This window comes from Nocardiopsis kunsanensis DSM 44524, from assembly GCF_000340965.1.
Classification (GTDB): Bacteria; Actinomycetota; Actinomycetes; order Streptosporangiales; family Streptosporangiaceae; genus Nocardiopsis; species Nocardiopsis kunsanensis.
This window is the reverse complement of the sequence record NZ_ANAY01000006.1, coordinates 55,796-79,612: the sequence shown is the minus strand read 5'-3', so window position 1 is coordinate 79,612 and position 23,817 is coordinate 55,796. Positions and strand designations below refer to the sequence as shown.

Genomic DNA, 23,817 nt, shown 5'->3' with positions numbered 1-23,817 from the left:
GCGCGCCCGGCCGGGCGGGTCCGTCCCGGCCGGGCGGTCGGTCAGGCGCGCTCCTCGGCGTCGGGACGCGGAGACAGGTCGTCCTCGGCCGTACCGGGCCCGTCCTCACGGTGGCGCCGGGAGAGCAGGTAGCCCAGTCCGAGGGTGATGGCGACACCGATCGCGGTGTACCAGGTGAACCCGACCAGATCCGGTGCGAAGAGGAACAGCGACGACATCGTCGCGACCGCGACGGCGAAGGAGACCACCGCATCCGTCTGCCGGGCCCTCGGTACCCACATCCCGAGGAAGAACGCGCCCAACAGCCCGCCGTAGGTCAGGCTCGCCACCGAGAGTCCGAGCTCCACCACGGGGTTGTCGGTGCCGGTGAACATCGCCGCCGCACCGATGAAGACCAGGCCCCAGCCGAGGGTGAACAGGCGGCTCATGCGCAGCGCACCGGCCTCGTCGAGGGAGCGGCGGGAGAACCGCTGGTACAGGTCGGACATGGTCGAGGACGACAGCGCCGACAGGGACGACGACAGGGTACTCATCGCCGCGGCCATGATCCCGGCGAGCATGAGCCCGGCGATCCCGACCGGCATCCCGTCGACGATGAAGGTCGGGAACAGCTCGTCGGAGTTGGCCAGGCCCATCTGGTCGACGGTCCGCTGCTCGTAGTAGGAGTACAGCGCCAGCCCCACGGTCAGGAACAGCGCGAACTGGAGGAAGACCACGACCCCGCTCATGACGAGGGCGAGCTGGGCGTCGCGCAGGCTCTTGCACCCGAGCAGGCGCTGCACGATCAGCTGGTCGGCGCCGTGGGAGGCCATGGACAGCAGGGCGCCGCCCACCAGCGCGGTGACGGTGGCGTAGGGGGAGGAGACGGGGTCGGAGGTGAAGTCCAGGAACTGGGTCTTGCCGGCCTCCTGCGCAACGCTCCAGAAGTTGACGTCCAGGCTCTGCACGATCACGGCCAGGGCGACGATCCCGCCGATCATGTAGACGCTCATCTGCAGTACGTCGACCCACACCACGGCCTTGATGCCGCCCACGAGCGTGTACAGGATCGTCGCGACACCGAGCAGCGCCACGATCGTGAAGTAGGACATCTCCAGCCCGAAGGCGTCGAGCACGATCTTCATCGGGATCGCGGCGGCGAAGAGGCGTACACCGTCGGCCAGCAGCCGGGTGAACAGGAACGTCACCGATGCGGTGCCCTGCATACCGCGCCCGAACCGCACCCCGAGGTAGGCGTAGGCGGTGGTCATGTCCCCGCTGTAGTAGCGGGGCAGCAGCACGAAGGCCACCACGAGCCGGCCGATGAAGTACCCGATCGCGACCTGCAGGAACGTGACGTTGTCCAGGAACGCGATACCTGGTGTGCTGATCACCGTCAGCGCGCTGGTCTCGGTGGCAACAACCGAAAGGCACACCGCCCACCAGGGCATCTGTCGGCTGCCGATGAAGTAGTCGCGGACCGTGCGTTGCTTGCCCGAGAGCCACAGCCCGAGCCAGGCCGAGGCCAACAGGTAGACGACGATGACCGCAAGGTCGATGGTGTGCACGCGGTGACCTCCGTGGCCGGTAGGGGGTGGGGAATCACCAGTCCGGGCCGACGACCTCCAGGTGCCGGGGGACGATGGTGGCGGGTTCGGGCAGGCGCAGCGGACCGGAACCCGGGGTGATGCGCCCGGCCGCGGTGGCCCGGCGCGCCCCCGTGCAGGAGGGGAGCGCTCCGGGGAGCCCGTGCCAGGTGAGGAAACCCAGCAGTGCGAACAGGTAGGCCTCCTTGGCGTCGCCGTCCAACCCCAGGTCCTCGGCGGGAACCGACCGTGCGGGGTGCAGGAGCTCGGCCAGGCGCGCGGACAGCACCGGGTTGCGTGCCCCGCCCCCGGACACGTGCACCTCGGTGACGGCGAACGGTTCGAGCGCGTCGGCCACGGTGCGGGCGGTCAGCTCGACCAGGGTCGCCAGGAGGTCGGGAGCCTCCACCGGCCCGTGCGCGGCGGTGTGCGCGTCCAGGACGGCGTCGAGGTAGGGGGCACCGAACAGCTCCAACCCCGTGGACTTGGGTGGGGCGAGCCCGTAGTAGGGGTCGGCCAGGAGACGGGCGAGCAGGTCGGGGTCGACCCGCCCCGCGGCGGCGATCCGCCCGTCGAGGTCCAGGTCGGTGCGGCCCTCGGTCACACGGCGGACGGCGGCGTCCATGAGGGCGTTGCCGGGGCCGGTGTCGAACGCTGTGGGCACCCCGGTGGAGGGCACGACCGTGGCGTTGGCGATACCGCCGATGTTGAGGGCCGCGGCCGACCCGCCCCGGCCGGTCAACAGGAGCGTGTCGAGCACTGCCGCCAGCGGGGCGCCCTGGCCCCCGGCGGCCACGTCGGCGGTGCGCAGGTCGGAGACCACGGGCAGTCCGGTGGCCTCGGCGATCCACGCGGGCTGGCCCAGCTGCAGGGTTCCGTGCACGGACGATCCCTCCACCCAGTGGAAGAGGGTCTGTCCGTGGGAGGCGATCAGCTCGGCCCGGCCACCGGCCAGGTCGGCGGCGGCCTCCCGTGCGGCCCCGGCGAACTCCTGGCCGATGCCGGTGTCGATCCGGCACACGGTCTCCACGGTCGTGGACCCCGGCGGGAGGGCGGAGCGCAGTTCCTCGCGGAGAGGAGCGGAGTAGGGGACGGTGCGGTGCCCGAGCGGCCGCAACCGGACGAGGTCCCCGTCGAGGGCGAATTGGCCGGCCGCGACGTCGATGCCGTCGGTGGAGGTGCCCGAGGACAGACCCAGCACTCGCACGCAGAACCCCCTCCGTCAAGAACAAACATCTACGGAGCCCACTTCGGCAAGAACGTTCGTCCAGGAATATCCCGCGCCTGGATGTCCACGCAACCCCCGGAGAGAGCCGTTCCGCACCCGTGCGGTACCGGACCCGGGAGCACGGCCCCGCCCGGACCGTTCCGCCGGCAGACCGACCACAGGAGCGACCGCTTCGGGGCGGACACGTGCGAGTGGCCCCGGCCGTAGGTGCGTGCGGCCTCACCGGCGAAGTGGTTCCCCGGTGCTCGTCCGCGGCCCCCGGGACCACCGCGATCCGGGCCCTGGGGGCCTCCGGGGCCTCCGGGGCCTCCGAGGAGCGGCGTGAGGGCTCAGACGAAGGGCAGCACCGAGCACACCGTCACCACCCCCAGGCCCAGGGCCATGTAGCGGTAGTTCTTGTACCAGGGTGTGCCCGCCAGCTCCTGCGACTCCTGGCGCCAGTTCTGCCGGCTCCAGGTGACGGCCTCGAGCTTCTCCGTCGGCGGGGCCGGGGTACTGAGCGAGATGGCCACGAAGACCAGCAGGCTCAGCAGGAACATGATGCCCGTCCCGTACAGGAACTGGAGGTTGCCCACACCCAGGAGCTCGAAGACCAGGAAGGCGGCCAGCCCGACCGGCACCATCGCCAGCGTCCACACACCCGCGGCCGTGGAGGCCCGCCTCCAGAACAGCCCGCCGAGCAGGACCACCACCAGCGGCATCGTCACGTACCCCAGGAAGGACTGGAAGTAGGCCACGATACCCGAGAACGTGGTGATCACCGGCGCCCACAGAGCGGCCACCACCAGGAAACCACCCACGAGGAACCGGCCGATGCTCAACAGCTGGCGTTCGGTGAACCTGTGGTTGCGGGTCTTGACGAAGTCGTTGACCACCAGGCTCGCGGCACCGTTCAGGACCGAGTCCAGGGTGGACATCAGGGCGAAGACCAGAGCGGCGACCACGAGCCCGCGCAGACCCACCGGGGCGAAGTCGAACACCAGCGCGGGCCAGACCAGGTCGCTGTTGGGGACCTCGGCAGGGTCGTAGAGGCCCCGGGCGAGCACCCCGGGGAAGATCAGGATCACCAGGACCGGGAGCTGCAGAGCCCCCGCGAACAGGGCACCCCAGCGTCCGTGGTCGATGTTCTTGGCTGCCAGGACACGTTGGACGACGATGTGGTTGGCCACCCACACGTAGAAGGAGAGCCAGATCGCACCGGTGAAGATACCGGGCCAGGGAACGAGGTCGTCGTCCGGCGGCGGGGCGACGGTGAAGCCCCCCTCCGGTGCGAGCTCGGGCAGGGTCGACCAGTCGTAGCCGAACTCGGCGAAGACCATGACGAACAGCGCGGACCCGGCGGCGAACAGCACCACGCCTTGGATGGTGTCGGTGATCATCACCGACTTCAGGCCGCCGATGAGCACGTACCCGCCGCCCAGCACGGCGATGATGACGATGTGCACGCCCAGAGGCACCTCGGGGAACAGCAGGGACATCACCAGCGATCCGGCGAACATCGCGCCCGCACTGTCGAGGAACATGGCCGTGACCACGGTGAAACCCGAGAAGGCGTAGCGGGCACGGCGGTCGTACCGGCGCTCCAGGAACTCCGGGACGGTGGTGATCCGCGACTGCAGGTAGAAGGGCAGGATCAGCAGCGCGAACACCAGCAGGACCAGCGTGGCCATCCACTCGAAGTTCCACACCTGGATGCCGCTCTCGAACCCGGCGCCCGCCAGGCCGAGGTATTGGGTGCCGCTGAACTGGGTCGCGTACAGGGAGAACCCGACCACGGGCCAGACCATGCTCCGGCTCGCGAGGAAGTAGCTCTCGGAACCTTCCTGTCCGCGGCCGACCCAGAGGGCGACAGCGATCACGGCGATCACGAAGACCACGAGGACGGTCAGGTCGATGGGGCCGAGGGTGAAGTCGGGCATCGCTGCTCACCCCTGTTCCGGGTCGATGGTGCGCTCGGCGGTCCCGTGCCGGCCGTCCCTGACCACCAGGACCGAGCAGTGCGCATCACGCGCCAGGGGCAGGGAGAGATCGCCCAGGACCAGCCGGTCGGCCGATCGCGCCCCGCGTACCCCGACGACGATGAGCCCGGCCCGTAGTTCCTCGGAGACCCGTAGGACCGACCGTTCCGGTCGCCGCGTGAGCCTGAGTTCGGTGTGGACGGACGGGATTCCCCGTTCGGCCAGCTCCTCGCGCCGCCTCCGGAGGAACGCCTCACCCTGGCTGTTGAGCCGTTCCTCCTGCGCGGGTACCGCGGTGACCCCGGTGACGCTGGGGGAGCGGACCTTGACGTGGACCAGGGCCAGGCGGGATCCGGTGGCCTCCGTCAACCGGGCCGCGGTGGCCACGGCCCGGTCGGACTCGGGCGAGCCGTCGTCGGCCACCAGGACCAGGGTGGGGAAGGAAACCATCAGCGGACTCCGCTCACGAGTACTGTCCGGAACCGGCCCGGCCTGCGGTGGTGTGTTGTGTCCGCTGGTGTCGGGCCCTCCTATTCAGTCCCAGAAGTCGGCGCCGTGTTCGAGTTTCCTCACGGAGTGTCATCGAAGAACTGTGGTTCGGGCCGTCCCTTCACGGCTGCGGCGCTCGAGGTGCGGGGACCGGGGAACGGGGAACGGGGTGCACGGATGGCGGAGCGGACGGTACTGGGGATCTGCGGAAGCCTGCGCAGAGGTTCCTACAACGCCGCGCTGTTGGACCTGGTGGAAGAGGTCTCCGGCGGCGTCCGTGTGGTCGGGGCCGATCTCGCCGGACGCCTGCCCCTGTTCGATCCCGACATGGAGAACGACGAGACGGCCTGGCCCGAGGAAGTGCGTGAGTTCCGCGCATGCGCAGCGGAGGCCGAGGGTGTGGTCATCGCGACCCCGGAGTATGCGCACGGCCCGGCCGGGATCACCAAGAACGCGCTGGACTGGCTCGTGGGTTCGGGTGGGTTGATGGGGCGCCCGACCCTGCTGGCCAGTGCTTCGCCCGGTCAGGCCGGAGGGATGCGTGCACACACCCCGCTCATGCCGACGCTGACGTTGCTGGGCGCGATCCTGGTGGACTGTGCCGTGGTCTCGCGTGCGGGCACACGCACGGACGCGTCGGGGCGTTTCACCGAACCTGCGGTCGTCGGCCGTGTGCGGTTGGCGGTCGGTGAGCTGGAGGAGGCGTTGGGACACGCAGCGCACAAGCGCGCGCCCGGGGTGCTGTGAGCCGACTCACGAGTGCGTACCTGACCACCGGATTGTATGTGCATGCAGGATCGTGCATACTTATATTCATGTCCAAGGTACTCACCTCTCTGCCTGTCGGTGAACGTGTCGGCATCGCCTTCTCCGGCGGCCTCGACACCTCGGTGGCGGTCGCGTGGATGCGCGAGAAGGGCGCCGTCCCCTGCACCTACACCGCCGACATCGGCCAGTACGACGAAACCGATATGCCCTCGGTGGCCGAACGCGCCAACGACTACGGCGCGGAGGTCGCGCGACTGGTCGACGGGCGCGCCGCCCTGGTGGAAGAGGGCCTTGCCGCCCTGGCCTGCGGGGCGTTCCACATCCGCTCCGGCGGGCGTTCCTACTTCAACACCACGCCGCTCGGGCGCGCGGTCACCGGGACCCTCCTGGTGCGCGCCATGCTCGAGGACGACGTGCAGATCTGGGGCGACGGCTCCACCTTCAAGGGCAACGACATCGAGCGGTTCTACCGCTACGGCCTGCTCGCCAACCCCGGCCTGCGCATCTACAAGCCCTGGCTCGACGCGGACTTCGTCAGCGAGCTCGGCGGCCGCAAGGAGATGTCGGAGTGGCTGGTCGAGCGCGGCCTGCCCTACCGCGACAGCACCGAGAAGGCCTACTCCACCGACGCCAACATCTGGGGCGCCACCCACGAGGCCAAGTCCCTGGAGCACCTCGACACCGGCATCGAGATCGTCGACCCCATCATGGGCGTGCGTTTCTGGGACCCCGAGGTCGAGATCCCGACCGAGGACGTCACCATCGGTTTCCAGCAGGGCCGTCCGGTAACCATCAACGGCAAGAGCTTCGACTCCGCCGTCGACCTGGTCCTGGAGGCCAACACCATCGGCGGCCGCCACGGTCTGGGCATGTCCGACCAGATCGAGAACCGCATCATCGAGGCCAAGAGCCGCGGCATCTACGAGGCCCCCGGCATGGCGCTGCTGCACACCGCCTACGAGCGCCTGGTCAACGCCATCCACAACGAGGACACCATCGAGGCCTACCACACCGACGGCCGCCGTCTGGGCCGCCTCATGTACGAGGGACGCTGGCTGGAGCCGCAGGCCCTGATGATGCGCGAGTCCCTGCAGCGCTGGGTCGGCGCTGCCGTCACCGGTGAGGTCACGTTGCGCCTGCGCCGCGGTGAGGACTACTCGATCATGGACACCACCGGGCCCGCGTTCAGCTACCACCCGGACAAGCTGTCCATGGAGCGCACCGAGGACTCCGCGTTCGGCCCCATCGACCGCATCGGTCAGCTCACCATGCGCAACCTGGACATCGCCGACTCCCGCTCCAAGCTGGAGGACTACTCCCGCCTCGGCCTGGTCGGCGACTCCACGCAGCCCAACACCGTCGGCGCGGCCCAGGCCGCCTCGACGGGCCTCATCGGCGCGATGTCCGAGGGCGGCGCCGAGGCCATCGCCTCGCGCGGCCAGGGTTCGGACGACAGCGACATGCTCGACCACGTGGCTCTGGAGTCCGGCAACGACTGAGGACCAGGGCCTTCTCGACAGCCGACGGGCCGCCCCGCCCGGGGAACCCCGGACGGGGCGGCCCGTTCCGTAGCCGACCCTGTGGTGGCGCTCAGGGCCGAGATCCCAGCTAGAGCCAGACCGCCGTGTCGATCTCCAGGTCGTAGAACTCGTGTGCGCCCTCGCGCGCGTCCAGGCCCCACCCGGCACGCATCCGCTGCGGCAGCAGGAGTCCGTCGACCTCCTGCTCCCCGCTGAACACGACCGTGAACCGGTGGAAGTCGTACCCGTGCCCGTCCGGGTCGCCCCACCGCGGCAGCGCGATCCACTCCAGCCGGCCCTTGGGGCTCACCCGGATCGTGATCCGGTGGACCACGCCGTCGACGACCACCTCGGCGTGTGCGGTGTCGTCGTCGACATCGTCCCAGTGCACCTGCGGCAGCAGCGCCGCGGCCGGGGTGAGAGCCAGATCCGCGGCCAGCCGCCCCGCCGTGCTCCGGGCGACGTCCTGGTCCTCGACGGAGAGCACCGGTACCAAACCACCGGCAGACCACCGCAGCCGCCCGGTACCGGCGTGGTAGAGGTCGAAACCGTGCAGCGGCACCGGGCCCGTCCGTACGGCACCCGCCCACACGTACCCGCGGGCCGCACTGAGCAGCTGTCGGGCGCGCACCCGGCGCCAACCCCCCAACCAGACACGGCCGTGCATGGTCAGCACGACGGTGGTCGACAGCGGGGCGCCCGGGGCGATGCAGTGCCCCGTCCACCGCCGCACCGGGGCGGGCAGGCCCTCGACCGAGGCGGGATCGAAACCCTCGGTGGCCGGGGTCTGCGGGATCAGGGCGTCCCAGGTCGGTGCGGCTGTTCGGGCTTCCGGGGGCGCCGGCAGAGTCACCATGGCCCCGACCCTAGAGCGCACTGCCCCGAGGCCGGGCAGAGCCGCGCCGTGCACCGCGGAGCGGCTCTGCCCCGTGACGTGTGTGCACTTGTACCTGGGGTAGTCGGTGGGCGGGAGGCACGTGAGAGAGCTGTTCACGAGGGGGCACGACCATGTCAGTCACCACTGGCACCGACCGGGTCGAGGGGTCCGGAGCATTCGACGACTACGAGCGCGTGGCGGTGGTCACGGGCGCGGACAGCGGGATCGGGCGGGCGAGTGCGATCCGTCTCGCCCAGGCCGGTTTCGACATCGGCGTCACCTACCACGAGGACACCGAGGGCATCAGCCGGACCGAGCACGAAGTCCGCAAGGCGGGTCGCCGCCTGGCTATCCGCCGGCACGACCTCGCCGAACCGCGGCGGGGGGCCGACGCCGTCGGTGAGCTGATCGAGGAGCTCGGCGGTGTGGGGGTCCTGGTCAACAACGCGGGTCGGGGGTCGAACCAACCCCTGTTGGAGACCGACTACGAACATTGGCGCGAAGTCCTGTCCGTGGACCTGGACGGCGCGTTCCTGTGCTCGCAGATCGCCGGACGCCACATGCGCGATGTCGGGCGGGGCGGACGCATCATCAACGTCACCAGCGTCCACGAGGAGTACCCGAGGGTCAACGCCGGGGCCTACTGCGCCGCCAAGGGCGGGATGAAGCTCCTCACCAGGACCTTGGCGCTGGAGCTCAGCCTGTACGGCATCACTGCGAACAACGTGGTGCCGGGCGAGATCGCCACCCCCATGACCGGTCAGCACGAGCAACCGCCGGAGCTGGACACACGGGCCGGTTATCCGCTGGCACGGCCCGGCCACGCCTACGAGGTGGCGGCCGCCGTGGCTTTCCTCGCTCAGCCCGAGGCCTCCTACGTCACCGGGACCTCGCTCTTCGTCGACGGTGGCCTGACCATGATGGGACCGCAGGCTGCCGAAGCCCTTCAAGACGGCACCTGGCGGGCCGGCTGAGATCCGGGGGTCGGAACACGGGTGCGTTGGACAGCCGTGTGAGACGGGTGCGACGCGTACGGCGCACCCGTCCCCCCTCAGGCCCCCGGCTTCTCGTACGGGGACGGGAACGGGAACCGGTGCTCCAGGAACGAGCGCAGCATGCCGCTCACCCGCTCCTCCGCCTCCGGAGGTGTGTCCAGGTCGTTGAGGCAGAAGAAGTCGACCTTCTCGCCCTCCTCCAGGCGCGCGAGTTCGGCCGCGGCGTCCTCCCCGCCGACGTCGATGTAGCGCAACCGGTACTCTTCGGGCACCGCCTGCCCGGTCAACAGCGCGTAGTGGTGGTGCAGGGTCGCGGCGAACGCGACGTCCTCGGGGGAGCGGAACCGTGACCGCACGGTGCGTTCGGCCTCCTCGGCGTAGCGCTTCTCCAGCTCCAGCATGACCTCGCGGATCTGCGGGTGCGGCACATGCTTGAACTTGTGTGTGATGTGGCGGCCGAAACTCTCGTGCAGCAGGTGCCGCACGTTCTTGCCGGCCGAGTTGGGCGCGACCTCGTCACGCAGCGGGGGCCCGACCCCGAGCTGGAACGGGGAGAAGGGCAACCGTGCGATCCCACTGGCGTGGAAGAAGTCCTCCGAGTGCGCCGGACCGGCGAGGAACACGTCGTCGTTGAAGTACAGGTACCGCTCGGCGAGGCCCTCGATGTGGTGCAGCCGCGCCTCGATGGCGTGGGAGTTGAACGTCGGCAGCGCCTCGGGGGCGTCGAAGATGTCGCGGTGGTCCACCACGGTGATCCCCTCCGCCGCCGGGTCCAACCAGTCGGGCACCTGGGAGTCGGTGACCAGGTACACGTGGCGCACGAACGGCGCGTACATGTGCAGCGACCGCAGTGAGTACCGCAACTCCTGCCGGTCCACGAACCGGGACCGGTTGCCCGCCAGGGCCGGGACCGCGGCGTCGTCGTGCCGGGCGCGTTCGGCGGCGTGCTCGGGGTCGGCACCGTCCACCCAGGTGTAGACCACGTCCACGGGGAAGTCGACATCGTCGACCATCCGCCAGGTGAAGGGTTCATAGGTGGGGTGTTCGCGCCCGCGCACACGCACGGTCGCGGGTGTGCGCGCTTCGAGGGGCAGCAGGTCGCAGACCCGGTTGCGGCGCGGGGCCACCAGGGCCCCGGACATCGCCTGTCGGGGGAGCACGGCGCGCAGCTTCGACAAGATCTCGTCCGCGTTGTCCCGGGCGGCGATGGTTTCTCCATCGCGCCAGAACTCCACGTCGCAGCCGTACTCGAACCCGCCCATGACGCGGCCGGCGGGGGAGAGGAGGTATTCGGCGAAACGGATCGTCAGGCCGGATTTGACGTCGGCGTCCAGGGCCCCATCGACGTAGGCGCTCTCACCCTCGACCCCGCCGCCCCGCAACGGTGCGGCGGCATGGACCGCGCTCGAGTCGTACAGATCGCGCATGGCATCGAGGAACTGTTTGCGCTGTTTCCGGTGGACACCGACGACGTGGCGCAGGGGTGAGCGCCCTCTGACCAGGAAGTGAGAGACCTCGGCCTGCTCGAGGGCGCGGGTGACCAGCTCCAGGTTGTGCGCGGCGGCGTCGGCGGCGGTGAACCCACCGACCACACGTCCGATCCGCTCCTGCCCGTGGTACTCGAAGGCGCGGGTGTCGGGGGCGGACTCCAGGAGATCGTGGCGCCGCTGGGCGGTCTTCGCCAGGCGCCGTTCCTCGGCGACGGCCTCTCGTGCGGTGCGGCGTTCCTCCTCACGGCGCGTTCGGACCTTCCGGGGAACGAGCAGTGCTCCGGTCCGTCGGATGCGGGAACTCAGGGCCATGTGTCGGGTCTTCCGTGTGTTGGGGGAATGGGGGACGCGGAGTCCTGCGACAGGTAGGTCGCCGCGGGCACGGCGCCCCAAAACGGGACGAAGGGTGCTTCCGCTGCGTTGGCGGGCCAGAGGGAAAGAGAACGATTCGTTGTCTTCCGGAAACACCGCCAATGGCCCTCCGTTGAACGGTCCGTGACAGACCGCATGCGTGTGCGGTACGCCCGCAGGGGCGTTCACCGCCGCGGACACGGCGGCCGACGGAGGTGGTGCGGCCCGTTGGACGTGTAAACCGGCGAGTTGACGCGTGTCCGATGGCACACGGGGGTGCGGATGTCTAGCGTGGGGCCCACTATGCCGACATTGCTCAGACGTGGTCTGAACCTGCTCCGAACGCTCAACGTCCGTGTGCAGGACCTCGAATCAGGCAGCGTGGTGGTCAGCCGCCGCCACGGGTACGAGGTCGTCCCTCTGGGGCGCGGGAGCTGGGTCGTGCGGCGTGGGAGACCCGACGACGTGCATCACGACCACAAGGCCGTCATGGCCCACCTGGCCGCCGAACACGTGGTCTCCCTCCTGCACCACTACCGGGTCGGATGCGTGCTGGACGTGGGCGCCAACACCGGGCAGTACGCCAAGCAGCTGCGCCGGTACGGCTACCGGGGGCGGATCGTCTCCTTCGAACCCGTGCCCGAGATCACGGAGAAGCTCCGCACGGCCGCGGCCGACGACCCCGACTGGCACGTGTACCCGTACGCGCTCGGGCGGGAGGACCGGACCGACACCATCAACGTCGTGTACGGATCCATGAGTTCCATGCTCGGGCCGAGCGACTTCGGGACCACACGCTACAAACGGTTCCGGGACAGCCGGGAGGAGAAGATCGAGGTACGCCGCCTCGACGGTCTGCTCGACAAGGTCCTCGACGGCCTCGACGACCCCCGCCCCTACCTCAAGATGGACACCCAGGGCTTCGACCTGGAGGCCTACGCCGGCGGCGGGGAACGGGTGCACGAGTTCGTGGGCCTGCAGTCGGAGGTCGCGCTGATGCAGATCTACGAGGGCATGCCGCGGATGGACGAGGCCGTGTCCGTGTACGAGGCCGACGGGTTCGAGATCACCGGGATGTATCCGGTGACGCGGGAGGAGACGACCGGTCGGGTCCTGGAGTTCGACTGTGTGATGGCACGCGCGGACAAGTTGTAGGCGCGTACCCGGTCGGGGCTCGCCGGCCAGCCGTACCGGAACCCGTCACGGACCCGGTCCAACGCCTCGGCCGTGGTCCAGTGCTCCTGCTGTGCCACGGCCGTCTCCCGGTCGTCGTGGTGCTGTCCGGGACAGCTGCGCAACCGAATTTCCCGTGCCGTGTGCGGTCCCGGAACGCGTGTGGTCCATGTGGGCAACAACCACGCGGACGCCGAGCTGTACACCGTGACGCGCAGGCTCTGCCCGCGTTCCCTCGGTCGCCTCGTCCGACCACCGCGGAGACCTCGGGTTGTGCACCAAGAAAGAGTGAGTGTACAGTCACTCATATGCCGAGAGAGATGACGTCCACCGCCGAGGCCAGAAAGGCGACCGTGATCGCCAGTGCGATCCACGTCTTCGCCGCTTCCGGCTACTTGGGTACACCGATCACGGCCGTGGCCGAGCATGCGGGGATTTCTCCGGCGTACGTGTTCAAGCTCTTCCCGGGCAAGAAGCAGTTGTTCGTCGCCGCGCTCGATCGGTGCTTCGAGCTGATCCAGGAGGCACTCGCCGAGGGTGCGGAGGCCGCCTCCTCGGTCGAGACCGAGGACGTCCTGGACGCCATGGGGGGCGCCTACGCGGACCTCATCGCAGACCGCGACCTGCTGATGTTGCAGGTGCATGCGCTTTCGGCTGCGGACGTGCCGGAGATCCGGGAAGCGATGAGGCGCGGAACGGCCGACCTCACGCGATTCGCTGCGGACCGCTCCGGCGGTGGTGCGCGTCAGGTGCAACGGTTCATCGCGACCGGCCAATTGTGCCACCTGGTCACCATGTTGGAGCTGGACCAGGTCGACCAGCCCTGGGCGCGGACCCTGGACCTTGGCATTCGCCACGCCGGCCCCGGACCCCGCGACGACGAGGGGGAAGGCGTGGACTGAGCAGGTTTTCGCGACCGTCCTCTTCGCCGACCGAAGATCTTCCCGGCTCACTGTCGGGGTTCTTCTGCATCCTGGAAGTGATTGACCGATCACTCACTATAGAAGCAGTCGTCAGAACCAACAGAGGAAGGTGTCCCTCATGTCCCTGCAACAACGCCACGTGGTCCTGGGGGCGGGACCGGCCGGCCGCACGCTCGCCCGGTATCTCGCCGCAGACGGAAACACGGTTCGTATCGTCAGCCGGAACACGGTCGACCTCGGCCCGGCCGTCGAGTCCCTTGCAGCCGACCTCATGGACCCGGGCCAGGCCCTGGCTGCCACCGAGGGAGCGACAGTGCTCTACCACTGCGTCAACGTGCCCTACCAGCACCAGGTCGAGTCGATGCCCCGCCTGGCGCACTCGATCGTCGCCGCGGCCACACGACACGGTGCCCAGTTGGTCGTGCTGGACACTCTCTACCCCTACGGCGAGAGGGACGGCGAGGCGATCACCGAGTCCACCCCGTGGGCCGCCACCAGCCGGAAGGGATGCATGCGTGCCGAGCTGGACCGGTACTACCTGGAGCGGCACATGGCCGGTGACGTCCGGGTCGCTCTCGGTCGCTCGGCCGACTTCTTCGGCCCCGAGGTCCTCAACTCCACGCTCGGCGGGGCGTTCTTCCCCAGTGCCCTCACCGGGGAGCCGGCCCTCGCGTTCGGTGACATCGCTCTGCCGCACAGTTACACATTCATGCCGGACGTGGCCGCAGGTCTGGCGATCCTCGGTGGGGCTGCCGACGACGCCTGGGGCCGGGTCTGGCACCTGCCCACGGTGCCCGCGGTGAGCACGGAGGCCGTCCACGCGCTGGTCGCGGAGCTCCTCGGCCGCCCGATCGAGGCCACGGTGCTCCCCGAAGCACGCCCCTACGGGCCCTTCGACGCCGAGTTCATGGCCGAGTACGCCGAGATGTTCTACCAGCACCGCATCCCGCAGAACATGGTCTCGGAGGCCTTCGAGACACGCTTCGAGGTTTCACCCACGCCGCTGCGCCAGGCACTCGCGCACACACTCGACTGGTACGCCGACCAGGTGAGTGCCGGGTAACGGCCGACACGGTGAAGGCCTCCGGTCCGGAACCGGAGGCCTTCACCGCTGCGGGTTACTCGCGGCCGGCCGCGCCGAGCAGCGCGTGCCACTCCGCGGTCGGGAAGGCCAGGTGGCCGAGCTCCCGGTGCTGGGTGTCCCGGACAGCCGCGCCCTCGGAGAACCCGGCGACCTCGATGCAGTCCTGGGTCTGCCCGCCGCTGTAGCTGCTCTTGCGGAAGTTCAGGGCATGGGGTGTTTCTGGCATCGGTGCTCTTTCACAAGGACGACAAACGGTTCCGGATCAGCTCGCGCGACTCATCCACGGACAAGGCTGACCTCTGTACGTAGTCGAACCGGCGTGTGTACTGGCGGACTTGCTCGGAAGACTCCAGGTACAGCTCTTCCGTCGCGACCTCCAGATACACCACTGGTGGGTCCGGCATCGGAAAGTCCATGACCACGAAGTGCGCGGTCATGGCAGCGTGCAGGCCACCCGTGACAGGGAGGATCTGGATGCCGACGTTCGGCCGGTGGCTGACGTCGACAAGGTACTCCAGCTGATCACGTAGATCGGGCGTGATGTGTAGAAGGGCGGACTCATCGATGACGGTCCAGAACGCGGGTGGGTTCGCTCTGGAGAAGATCGCCTTACGAAGCATGCGCGCTTCGACCCGCCGGTCGATGTCGTCCGGCTCCCCCATGGAGCCGGCCACAGCTATGGCACGGGCGTAGGACTCGGTCTGGAGCAGCCCGGGGACAGTCATCGACTGGTAAGACCGGATGGAGGACGCTTCGGACTCCAGGCCGATGAGTTGCCCGGTACCGAGCACGTTCTCGTACGTCGCCCACCAGCCCTTCTGGCCGGCCTCTCTCACCAAGTCGGCGTACCCGGCGCGCTCGGCCGGGTCCGTGACGCCGTAGATGTCCAGGAGCAGGTGCACATCATCCGCGGACAGGCGTTTCCAGTCGCCCGTCTCCAGTCTGTTCACCTTGGATTCGGACCAGCCGCGGGTCTTGCCGCTGCGCTTCTTGGCTTCCGCGGCGACAGCCTTCGCAGTGAGGCCGGCCCCCTCGCGCTGCTCGTAGAGGAGGCGGCTGAGACGCCGTCGGCGCAGGGTCGGGCTGACGATGTCGCTCTCCTTCTTCGCAGGCCTCAGTTGGTGGCCTGATCTTATGACGGCTCCTTCGGAATCCGACATTTAGCGCCTCTCTCGCATGGTTATGGCTGACCCTCAAAAATATCTAACTACCTTAAAAATTTGGGGCTTGCAAATTTATATGCGAGAGGTCAGCATGGAGCCATCAGAAGCCCGCCGGTCCTTCATCCGGCACCTGACCCAGGAGGTGTGCGCCCATGGCGCCTCGCTACCTGTCCCTGTCCGACCTCGAGCACGTACGCCGACGCGCAGAAGAGAACCTCCGCCCGCGCCGCTCTCACCACAGGCGCCGCCCGCGCCGCGCGAACCGGGTGCGCACCTACGTGTCCGACCCCGCCGGAGATCTCGCCCCGCTCGCGCTGGCGGTGCGCCGCTACCTCGCGCTGGGGGCCGCATGAAGTAGCGCGACCTGTCCGAATGCGGCGCCCGCACCACCCTGGACGGCCGCCCCCGCCTGTGCGTGCGCATCACCCGCCACGAGGGCCTGCACCAGGACCTGACCGGACAGGCCTGGGAAACCGAACACGAGACCCTGGCCCGCCTGCGCGCCCGGTGGGGACACCGGTGGCACATCGTCTACACCGGCCGCACCTGGATCGCCACCACCTACCACCGCCCCGGCCACTGCACGCAGGTCGAGAGCGCCCCCACACCAGGGCAGCTGGAGGAGCAGCTCACCCGGGCGCTCGCACCGAGGGCACCCGTCGTGCCCCCGCCGAGGAGCGCAGGCGGGTGAGCGCGATGCAGCCTCCAGAAAAAGGAAGCCCGAGCCGGGCGAAGAACTACGACGAGTCCGACCCCGACAACCGGCTACTCAACCGCGAGGAACGCCGCGCACTCCGCGACCAGGACCGGCGCTTCGCGGAGCGCCGCCGGGCCTGTGGAGACCGCGCCCAGAACCTCGGGATCCGATGGCCGTCGGATACATGAAGGGTTAAGCCCCAGCGCACGTGCACCGTGCAAGACCTCCTTCCCCGGCAGGGACCCAGATGCTCGGCCCCAGCGCAGGTGCACGGTGCTGGGTCTCCCTTCCTTCAAGCTCTCTCTTCTTTTTCGGGGTGTGTTCGTGGTTTGCGTCTGCGCTCCCGTGTCCCGCTCCTGTGGCCGGACTTCGTCTGGGGTCGGGGTCCACACCCCCTGACGCTCGGCTTTGCGCATGCCTTCTCCCACTCCTGTGGGGAGGGGCCTTCCCCCGGCCGAGCTCAAGGACAGGGCGCGGGCTCACGCGTCCCCCGTGCGTAGGTGCCTGAGGGGCTCCGGGCCTCCAGAGACCGCGTAAGAACGGCTCGGGAGACCACCGCGCGGAACGCGCATAGGGGGCCTTCGGCCAAAGGGGCGACGCACCGAGCGAGGACTGTGGCTGAGCAGACCTGCCGCTTGCGGGGGAGGGGAGCCCTTGCACCGTGCACGTGCTCTGGGGCTCGGCCCCTCGTGTGGCTGATCATGCTTGTTTCTTGTGGCTGGGGGCGGTCTTGCACCGTGCACCTGCCCTGGGGCTCGGCCTTTTGTGCGGAAGGTATGAGCCCAGGGGTGCCCCTCCTCGCTCGCGCCGAGGCACACGCCCACCGGGGCTCCCCGCCTTCTTCGTTCTCCGTTCATCTGCACCCCTCGCGGGGGTGTTGTGCCCCTGGGAGGATCACCTCGTGGACGGGAGCACACGGCCCCGTGCGGGTGTGTCGCTCGCCGCCGAGCCCAGCCCTGACGTGGAAGGGTGCCCCCCGTGAACCGTTTCCCCCCGAGGCTCTCCGGTCGATCGGCCGGCTTTCCCGTGGCCGCCGCGGTGGCCACGCTCCTGCTACCCGTGCCCCTGCTCGTGCCCGCGTCCCCCGCGGACGCGGAGGCCCCCATCCCCGGAGCCGCCGAAGAACACATCGCCACCGGGGTCGACCTCGTCGCCGGCCCCGTCCCGGCCGGCGATCCGGAGAACGGCGAGGAACAGTACGCCAACCTCCTCACCGTCGACCTCACCGAGGACACCACCGTCCAGCACGTCGACGGCGGCAGTCTCACCTGCCCCGCGACCGTGCCGGAGATGGCGGCTGCCGCCGAAGCCCCGGAGGGCTCCACCGTCGTCGCCGCGGTCAACGGGGGTTTCTTCGACATCGGAGCCACCCAGGCCCCCAGCGGCGCCGGGATGCGCGACGGACACGCGTTGACCTCACCGGACGAGGGTTTCACCAATGCCCTGGTCATCGACGCCGACGGTGCCGGAAGCGTGCGGGAAGTCGCGTTCGAAGGCACCGTCTCGTCGCCGTCCGGGGACCTCGGCCTCGACGCGCTGAACACCTCGACCGTGCCGGCCGACGGCCTCGGCCTGTACACGTCGGACTGGGGTGCACACCCCCGGGAACACGTCGTGCACGGACCGGAGGGCGGAGCCGGGGCCGGCCCTGAGGGACACGTGGCCGATCCCGCGGACGCGGGAGACGGGGACACGGGAGCCGATGACGGGGACTCCGGACCCGTCGCCGAGGCCGTGGTCTCCGACGGCACCGTCGACCGGATCACCGACACACCCGGCAGCGGACCGATCGGCACCGACGAGCAGGTACTCGTGGCCCGGGGCGCCTCGGCCGAGGCGATCGCCGCACTCGCCGAGGGCGACCGGATCGATATCGAGCACACCCTCACCGCCGACGGTACCGACGAGCCCCGGACCGTCCTGGGCGGGCGCCACGTCCTGGTCCGCGACGGCGCCCCCGTGCCCGTCGACGACGACTCCCGCGCGCCGCGCACCGCCGTCGGGTTCTCCGAGGACGGCACCGACCTGCACGTGGTCACCACGGACGGACGCAACCCCTCCACCGCCGGCTCCACACTCACGGAGGTCGCCGAACTGCTCGCCGGCGCCGGTGCCGACCAGGCACTGGAACTGGACGGCGGCGGATCCTCGACCCTTCCGGTCCGAGAACCCGGAGGAGTGCGCCCGGAACTGCGCAACCGCCCCGGGGACGAGCCCCGGGAAGTGCCCAACGGTCTGGTGGTCACCGCACCCGAAGGGTCGGCGCAGACCTCCGGCCTGTGGATGCGTACCGCCCTGGAACCCCGCCCCCAGCACGGTGACCCCGCGCCGTACCAGGAGGATCCGCGGCGCGTGTTCACCGGGATGCACCGTACCCTCGCCGCCACCGGACACGACGAGGCCTTCGGCCCTTCCGGTCCCGGCGCCCCCGACACCCCGGACGACCGCACCGGCGAGCTGGAACTGTCCGCCCCGGACGGCCACGGCGACGGCCCTCGCTACGTCGCCGGCAGTCCCGGCCCGGTCACCGTGACCGGCACGGCCGGCACCCTCGAAGGCAGCGTCGGCCTCGAGGTGCTGCCCGCGCCGGACACACTCCGGTCCACGCCGGGACACCTGGGACTGGCCTCCGCCGGCGACACCGCCTCTTTCGTGCTCACAGGTGTCACAGATGCGGGGGAGGCCGCACCGGTCGAACCGGTCGACGCCGAGGTCGAGGCCGATCCCGACCTGGCCGAGGTCGTGGCCCACGAGGACGGCCGTTTCGAGGTGCGGGCACAGGCCGACGAGGGCGCGGGCACCGTCACCGTGACCGCAGGCGGTACGAGCACCGAGGTCCCCGTCTCCGTCGGAACACGGACGGGCCCGGCCTGGCCCTGGCCTACGACTTCACCCGCGACATCCGCACCCGTGACGCCTCGGTCTTCCCGCCCGAACCGCTCGTCCTCGACCACCAGGCGTTCGCCTTCACCGTGGGTGTGCGCGGAGACGGCAGCGGCGCGCGTCTGATGCTCAGCCTGACCGACGACCACGGTGTGGGCCACGCCCTCGAAGGCCCGGCTGTCGACTGGGAGGGCTGGCGCGACGTGCGGTTCGAGGTGCCCGAGACCGCCGGGCACCCCCTCACGCTCTCGAGGGGCTACCTCCTGGAGCAGGATCCCGGCCGCACCTACACCGGTGAGGTGGTGCTCGACGGCATCCACGCCGAGACCGCGCCCGAGGCGCTGCCCGACGGCTGAGCGGCGGCCGGTCCCGGGGCCGGCCGCGGGGAAGCGTCCCCTGCCGTTCCCTCGGTGCCTTCCGGGCGTGGTCCGGTGGTCCACCGGTCGTTTCCGCCCTCCCGGTCTGCGCCGTGGCGTGGTATCGCATCAGGGACCCGCACACTGCGGACATCGGCCCCGGAAACCGGAACCGGCCCCGACCAAGGACGGTGGTCGGGGCCGGTGGGGCCGATGAAAGGTGCGGGTCCGCCGCGACCGATGGCCGCGCGGGTCAGATCACTGGAAGCCGGCAGGGATGGACATGAGGTCGATCCCCCACATCGCCGGCAGCATGAAGAGCACGCCCAGGAGAACGAAGAACAGGGCGATCAGATTCAGCCAGAACCCGGTCTTGACCATGTCCATGATCGAGACTCTTCCGGTACCGAACATGATCGCGTTCGGAGGGGTGCCCACCGGGAGCATGAACGCGCAGTTCGCGGCCATCGCGCAGGGGACCATCAGCGCGTACGGGTGGATGTCCAGAGAGACCGCGAAGGCCGCCATGACCGGGAGGATCATCGTTCCCGTAGCGGCGTTCGAGGTGATCTCGGTCAGGAACAGAACGAGCGCGGCTGACACGATGATGATCAGGACCACGTTGATGCCGTCGAGCGTGCGCAGCTGGTCGCCGATCCACGCGGAGAGGCCGGTTTCGACGAACCCCGCAGCGATGGCCAGGCCGCCGCCGAACAGCAGGAGAATGCCCCAGGGGATCTTCTTCGAGTCCTCCCACTGGAGGATCCTCTTCTCCTCGCGGTTGCTGGTCGGCAAGGTGAACAGGACCACCGTCGCGACGACCGCGATCACGCCGTCACTGATACCCGGAACGAGGCCTTCCCAGATGAAGGAACGCGTGACCCACATGAACGCCACTGCGAGGAACACGCCGAGCACGGTCTTTTCCTCGGTGGACATCGTGCCGAGAGCTCTCTTCTCTCCCCGGATGCTCTCCTCGCCACCAGGAAGGTGCTTGAACCCGACCTTGAACTTGATGCCCGTCAGGTAGAACCATGCGATGGCCAGGAGGACGACGACGATCGGAACACCGAACATCATCCAGGTGCCGAACCCGATGCTCTCACCGTAGATCCTCCCGACGGTCGCGGAGAGGATGGCGAGCGGCGGCGTTCCGATGAGCGTGCCGAGACCGCCGATGGTGGCCGCGTAGCCGATGCCGAAGACGACGGACTTCTCGAACTTCGACAGGTCGGATGCGTGTTCCCCGCCGCGTAGGGAGCGGGAGGCCTGGTAAACGACCGCCAGACCGACGGGGATCATCATCATGGTCGCGGCCGTGTTGGAGACCCACATCGACAGGAAGCCTGTCGCGACCATGAAGCCGAGGATGATGCGGCGCGGGCTCGTACCGATCGCGGAGACGATCGAGAGGGCGATGCGCTGATGGAGGTTCCATTTCTCCATCGCGATCGCGAGCGAGAAACCGCCGAGGAACAGGAAAATGATGTCGTCGCCGTACGCGGCGACCACCTCGTCGCCGTCCACCGCGCCGGTCAGCGGCAGGAGCGCGACCGGGAGCAAGGACGTGACCGGGATGGGGATCGCCTCGGTGATCCACCAGGTCGCGACCCAGAGGGTGGAGGCCAGGACCCCTCTCCCCTCGGGGGAGAGCCCTTCCGGGTCGAAGAAGGCGAGCGTCACCAGGAACAGCAGCGGTCCGAGGATCAACCCGGTGATGCGTGCGGGCGTGTACCCGGGGCCGGGGGCGCCGGATTCCTGGGGTGTCTCCGGACTCTCGGCTGCTTGCGAGCTCTCGGCCGCTGCCGAGGTCCTCACGTCGGCACGGTCTGCAGCGGGGCCGCCGGTGGCTCCGCTGCCGGCCTTCACCAGCTCAGTTCGCGGTGCTTTCCTGCGCCAGGAGAAGGTCAGGAGTTCTTTGAGCTCTCGGTGTGACACCCACAGGTTCCCCCACAGGGAATGCAGGTAGGAGGTTGTCATTGCTGTACCTTCTTCGGTCTTTTGCTCGGCTCGACTTGCTGCGGGGGATCGGGTCGGGCAGGCGGGGTGAGAATCGGCCGTGAAGGGGAACGAGGCCTGGGGTGCTCCGCAAGGGGGGTGGAGAGCCCGATGGCATTGCGGAGCCGGGTTCGGAGGCAGCGCCTGTCGTTCGGGCGGTCGTTCAGGCTGTCTCGGGGGCGACCGTCCGTGGTCGTGAGAACGGCGGTGCCCTGACCGATGCCCCCTGCGGGGCTCATCGGCCGTGGGCGGTCACTCGTGCAGGCCTCGGAGGACCTTGTAGAACTCCGCCTTGCCCTCGAGCCCGATACCCGGAAGGTCGCCCGGTGCCACACGGCCGTCGGCGATCACCGCGTCGTCGGTGAAGCCGCCCGTGGGCTGGAACTCTCCGGGGTAGGACTCGTTGCCGCCCAGCTTGAGGGACGCGGCGATGTGCAGCGAGAACTGGTGCCCGCCGTGCGGGATGCACCGCCGGGAGGACCACCCGTGCTGGGCGAGCATGTCCAGGAACCGGCGGTACTCCGTCAGCCCGTAGCTCAGCGCCGGGTCGACCTGGACGAAGTCGCGGTCCGGGCGCATGCCGCCGTAGCGGATCAGGTTCCGGGCGTCCTGCAGTGAGAACAGGTTCTCGCCGGTCGCGATGGGGTTGCGGTAGTTCTCCGACAGCGTCGCGTTGAGACCGTAGTCCAGCGGGTCACCGACCTCCTCGTACCAGAAGAGGCCGTACGGGTCGATGGCCTTGCCGTACTCCAGGGCGGTCTGCAGGTCGAACTTGCCGTTGGCGTCCACCATCAGCCGGGAGCCGTCGCCGCCCAGGACGTCGATGACCGCCTCGATACGCCGGAGGTCCTCGGCCAGGTCGGCCCCGCCGATCTTCATCTTGACGATCTCGTACCCGGAGTCGAGGAAGCCCCGCATCTCGTTCTGCAGGTCCTCCAGGCTCTTGCCGGGTGCGTAGTAGCCGCCGGCGGCGTAGACGAAGACGTCCTCGTCCGGGGCGCCGTCACCGTAGTGGTCGGAGATCCACCGGTACAGCGGCACACCCGCGGCCTTGGCGGCGAGGTCGTGCAGCGCCATGTCCACCACGCCGACGGCGACGGAGCGTTCACCGTGTCCGCCGGGCTTCTCGTTGCGCATCATGACGTCCCACGCCTGGGCGGGCGAGAGCTCGCCGTTCTCGTCCAGCAGCTCTTCCGGAGCGGCGTTCTGCAGCCGCGGCAGCATCCGCTCGCTCAGGATGGCGGTGGCGTTGTACCGGCCGTTGGAGTTGAAGCCGTAACCCACCAGCGGCTTGCCGTCGACCACCACGTCGCTGACCAGAGCCAGGACCGTGCAGTCCATCTTGCTGAAGTCGATGTAGGCGTTGCGCATCGACGAGCTGATCGGGATGGTGCCGACGTGAGCGGAAACGATTTTCATGGTCCTCTTCCTGCCAGTACTCTTATAAGAGGCTTATAAGTTATCCGGAGCATATGCTGACTGAGACCGGGGCCACAAGCCCGCGAGCGAAAATGACGAGAGGCCGAGATGACCAGCGCGAACGTCTTCTCCAGCAAGGGCGGGCTGGCCTACACCGAGCTGCGCCAGAGGATCACCTCCGGTGGGCTCGCCCCAGGATCACGCCTGTCCCAGTACGAACTGGCGGAAGAGATGGGGATGAGCATCACCCCTCTGCGCGAGGCGATCAGGCGGCTGGCGAGTGAGGACTGGGTCGTGATGGACGCCCACCGAGACGTCCGCGTGGCCCCCATGAGCGCCTCCGAGGCGCGTGAGCTGTTGGAGGTCCGCCTCTCGCTGGAACCCTCCGCCACCGAGCTCGCCGCGCAACGCCGCACGGAACGGGAGATCGCCACGATGCAGGCGGCCGCCGAGGAACTCCTGCCCGTCACCCGGACCTGGGGCGAGGAAGCCATCACCGCGCACCGGGCCTTCCACCGGGCGATCTACGCCGCGTCCCACAACAAAGTGATGATCCGACTCCTGGACGACCTGTGGGACAAGGCCGACCGGTACCGGCGGATCGGTCTCGAGCTGCCCGCGGGGGCCGAACCGCGCACCATCGATCTGAAGCAGCACCACCAGATCCTGGAACTGGTCATCGACGGCGACGGTGCCGCCGCAGCCGAACTGGTGCGCTCCCACGTCCGCAACAGTCTCGGAGCCACGGTCACGGGCACCCTCGAGGACCGCGAGCGTGCTTAGGGACCCTTCTGTTCGTGCGGTCCCCGTTCCGAGGGACGAGGGGAACCCGTGCGTCGTCCCCGGCGTTCCCCGGAAGGGCCCACCCCAGAGCGGCAGA

Annotated in this window: 22 protein-coding genes; 12 read left to right on the top strand and 10 right to left on the bottom strand. The window is 69.2% G+C overall.

What is annotated here, in order from left to right:
• Positions 1-41: 41 nt before the first annotated feature.
• From D456_RS0104745 to D456_RS0104730, 4 genes are all read right to left on the bottom strand, one after another.
• Positions 42-1,547 carry a sodium:solute symporter gene (locus D456_RS0104745; protein ID WP_017575009.1) on the bottom strand — a complete coding sequence of 502 codons (1,506 nt, stop codon included), beginning with the start codon at positions 1,545-1,547 and terminating at the stop codon, positions 42-44.
• A 34-nt stretch (positions 1,548-1,581) separates the two neighbouring features.
• Positions 1,582-2,772 (bottom strand): anhydro-N-acetylmuramic acid kinase, encoded by a 1,191-nt coding sequence (locus D456_RS0104740; protein ID WP_026115577.1) that lies wholly within the window; start codon positions 2,770-2,772, stop codon positions 1,582-1,584.
• Positions 2,773-3,122: 350 nt separating this feature from the next.
• A complete protein-coding gene (locus tag D456_RS0104735; RefSeq protein ID WP_017575007.1) occupies positions 3,123-4,712 on the bottom strand; it encodes a sodium:solute symporter family transporter in 1,590 nt (529 codons plus the stop codon).
• 6 nt (positions 4,713-4,718) lie between these two features.
• Positions 4,719-5,201, bottom strand: a complete 483-nt coding sequence (locus D456_RS0104730) for a universal stress protein (RefSeq protein WP_017575006.1) — start codon at positions 5,199-5,201, stop codon at positions 4,719-4,721.
• A 216-nt stretch (positions 5,202-5,417) separates the two neighbouring features.
• Between D456_RS0104730 and D456_RS0104725 the strand changes: the two genes are divergently transcribed.
• Positions 5,418-5,987 (top strand): NADPH-dependent FMN reductase, encoded by a 570-nt coding sequence (locus D456_RS0104725; RefSeq protein WP_017575005.1) that lies wholly within the window; start codon positions 5,418-5,420, stop codon positions 5,985-5,987.
• A 68-nt stretch (positions 5,988-6,055) separates the two neighbouring features.
• On the top strand, positions 6,056-7,507 hold the full coding sequence (argG, locus tag D456_RS0104720; RefSeq protein ID WP_017575004.1) for an argininosuccinate synthase: 1,452 nt from the start codon (positions 6,056-6,058) through the stop codon (positions 7,505-7,507).
• 109 nt (positions 7,508-7,616) lie between these two features.
• Here argG and D456_RS0104715 read toward each other — a convergent pair whose 3' ends face one another.
• Positions 7,617-8,384 carry a DUF6544 family protein gene (locus D456_RS0104715; protein ID WP_017575003.1) on the bottom strand — a complete coding sequence of 256 codons (768 nt, stop codon included), beginning with the start codon at positions 8,382-8,384 and terminating at the stop codon, positions 7,617-7,619.
• Positions 8,385-8,536: 152 nt separating this feature from the next.
• Between D456_RS0104715 and D456_RS0104710 the strand changes: the two genes are divergently transcribed.
• Positions 8,537-9,379 carry an SDR family oxidoreductase gene (locus tag D456_RS0104710; protein WP_017575002.1) on the top strand — a complete coding sequence of 281 codons (843 nt, stop codon included), beginning with the start codon at positions 8,537-8,539 and terminating at the stop codon, positions 9,377-9,379.
• Positions 9,380-9,456: 77 nt separating this feature from the next.
• On the opposite strand, the gene D456_RS0104705 is transcribed toward D456_RS0104710, so the two are convergent.
• Entirely contained in the window at positions 9,457-11,202 is a 1,746-nt protein-coding gene (locus D456_RS0104705; protein WP_017575001.1) for a stealth conserved region 3 domain-containing protein, read from the bottom strand.
• A gap of 342 nt (positions 11,203-11,544) precedes the next feature.
• Between D456_RS0104705 and D456_RS0104700 the strand changes: the two genes are divergently transcribed.
• The 3 genes from D456_RS0104700 to D456_RS0104690 all read left to right on the top strand — a co-directional run bounded on the left by D456_RS0104700 (position 11,545) and on the right by D456_RS0104690 (position 14,400).
• A complete protein-coding gene (locus D456_RS0104700) occupies positions 11,545-12,396 on the top strand; it encodes an FkbM family methyltransferase (protein WP_026115575.1) in 852 nt (283 codons plus the stop codon).
• A gap of 326 nt (positions 12,397-12,722) precedes the next feature.
• Positions 12,723-13,316, top strand: a complete 594-nt coding sequence (locus D456_RS0104695; RefSeq protein WP_017574999.1) for a TetR/AcrR family transcriptional regulator — start codon at positions 12,723-12,725, stop codon at positions 13,314-13,316.
• Between the two features lie 139 nt (positions 13,317-13,455).
• A complete protein-coding gene (locus tag D456_RS0104690) occupies positions 13,456-14,400 on the top strand; it encodes an NAD-dependent epimerase/dehydratase family protein (RefSeq protein WP_017574998.1) in 945 nt (314 codons plus the stop codon).
• Positions 14,401-14,455: 55 nt separating this feature from the next.
• Here the strand turns inward: D456_RS0104690 and D456_RS0104685 are convergent, their stop codons facing one another.
• Together D456_RS0104685 and D456_RS0104680 are read right to left on the bottom strand one after the other, a co-directional pair.
• Positions 14,456-14,647, bottom strand: coding sequence for a DUF397 domain-containing protein (locus D456_RS0104685; protein WP_017574997.1), 192 nt, complete (start codon positions 14,645-14,647; stop codon positions 14,456-14,458).
• Between the two features lie 10 nt (positions 14,648-14,657).
• The gene (locus D456_RS0104680) at positions 14,658-15,581 is read right to left on the bottom strand and encodes a helix-turn-helix domain-containing protein (protein WP_017574996.1); all 924 of its coding nucleotides are present in this window, start codon (positions 15,579-15,581) and stop codon (positions 14,658-14,660) included.
• Positions 15,582-15,736: 155 nt separating this feature from the next.
• On the opposite strand from D456_RS0104680, the gene D456_RS0104675 reads away from it, so the two are divergent.
• The 5 genes from D456_RS0104675 (at position 15,737) to D456_RS27420 (ending at position 19,520) form a co-directional block, all read left to right on the top strand.
• Complete coding sequence (locus tag D456_RS0104675) at positions 15,737-15,937, top strand: hypothetical protein (RefSeq protein ID WP_017574995.1); 201 nt, start codon at positions 15,737-15,739, stop codon at positions 15,935-15,937.
• A gap of 62 nt (positions 15,938-15,999) precedes the next feature.
• The gene (locus D456_RS0104670; RefSeq protein WP_017574994.1) at positions 16,000-16,275 is read left to right on the top strand and encodes a hypothetical protein; all 276 of its coding nucleotides are present in this window, start codon (positions 16,000-16,002) and stop codon (positions 16,273-16,275) included.
• Positions 16,276-16,280: 5 nt separating this feature from the next.
• Positions 16,281-16,469 carry a hypothetical protein gene (locus tag D456_RS25470; RefSeq protein WP_239643779.1) on the top strand — a complete coding sequence of 63 codons (189 nt, stop codon included), beginning with the start codon at positions 16,281-16,283 and terminating at the stop codon, positions 16,467-16,469.
• A gap of 790 nt (positions 16,470-17,259) precedes the next feature.
• Entirely contained in the window at positions 17,260-19,290 is a 2,031-nt protein-coding gene (locus D456_RS23665; RefSeq protein WP_239643777.1) for a phosphodiester glycosidase family protein, read from the top strand.
• Positions 19,290-19,520: a hypothetical protein gene (locus D456_RS27420; protein WP_239643776.1), complete on the top strand. Its 231-nt coding sequence runs from the start codon at positions 19,290-19,292 to the stop codon at positions 19,518-19,520. Before D456_RS23665 ends, D456_RS27420 begins: the two co-directional genes overlap by 1 nt.
• Before the next feature lie 258 nt (positions 19,521-19,778).
• On the opposite strand, the gene D456_RS0104660 is transcribed toward D456_RS27420, so the two are convergent.
• Together D456_RS0104660 and D456_RS0104655 are read right to left on the bottom strand one after the other, a co-directional pair.
• A complete protein-coding gene (locus D456_RS0104660) occupies positions 19,779-21,500 on the bottom strand; it encodes an SLC13 family permease (RefSeq protein WP_017574993.1) in 1,722 nt (573 codons plus the stop codon).
• A gap of 270 nt (positions 21,501-21,770) precedes the next feature.
• Positions 21,771-22,937 carry a mandelate racemase/muconate lactonizing enzyme family protein gene (locus tag D456_RS0104655; protein WP_017574992.1) on the bottom strand — a complete coding sequence of 389 codons (1,167 nt, stop codon included), beginning with the start codon at positions 22,935-22,937 and terminating at the stop codon, positions 21,771-21,773.
• A 108-nt stretch (positions 22,938-23,045) separates the two neighbouring features.
• Here D456_RS0104655 and D456_RS0104650 point away from each other — a divergent pair, with 108 nt between their 5' ends.
• Positions 23,046-23,720: a GntR family transcriptional regulator gene (locus tag D456_RS0104650; RefSeq protein ID WP_017574991.1), complete on the top strand. Its 675-nt coding sequence runs from the start codon at positions 23,046-23,048 to the stop codon at positions 23,718-23,720.
• Positions 23,721-23,817: the final 97 nt, after the last annotated feature.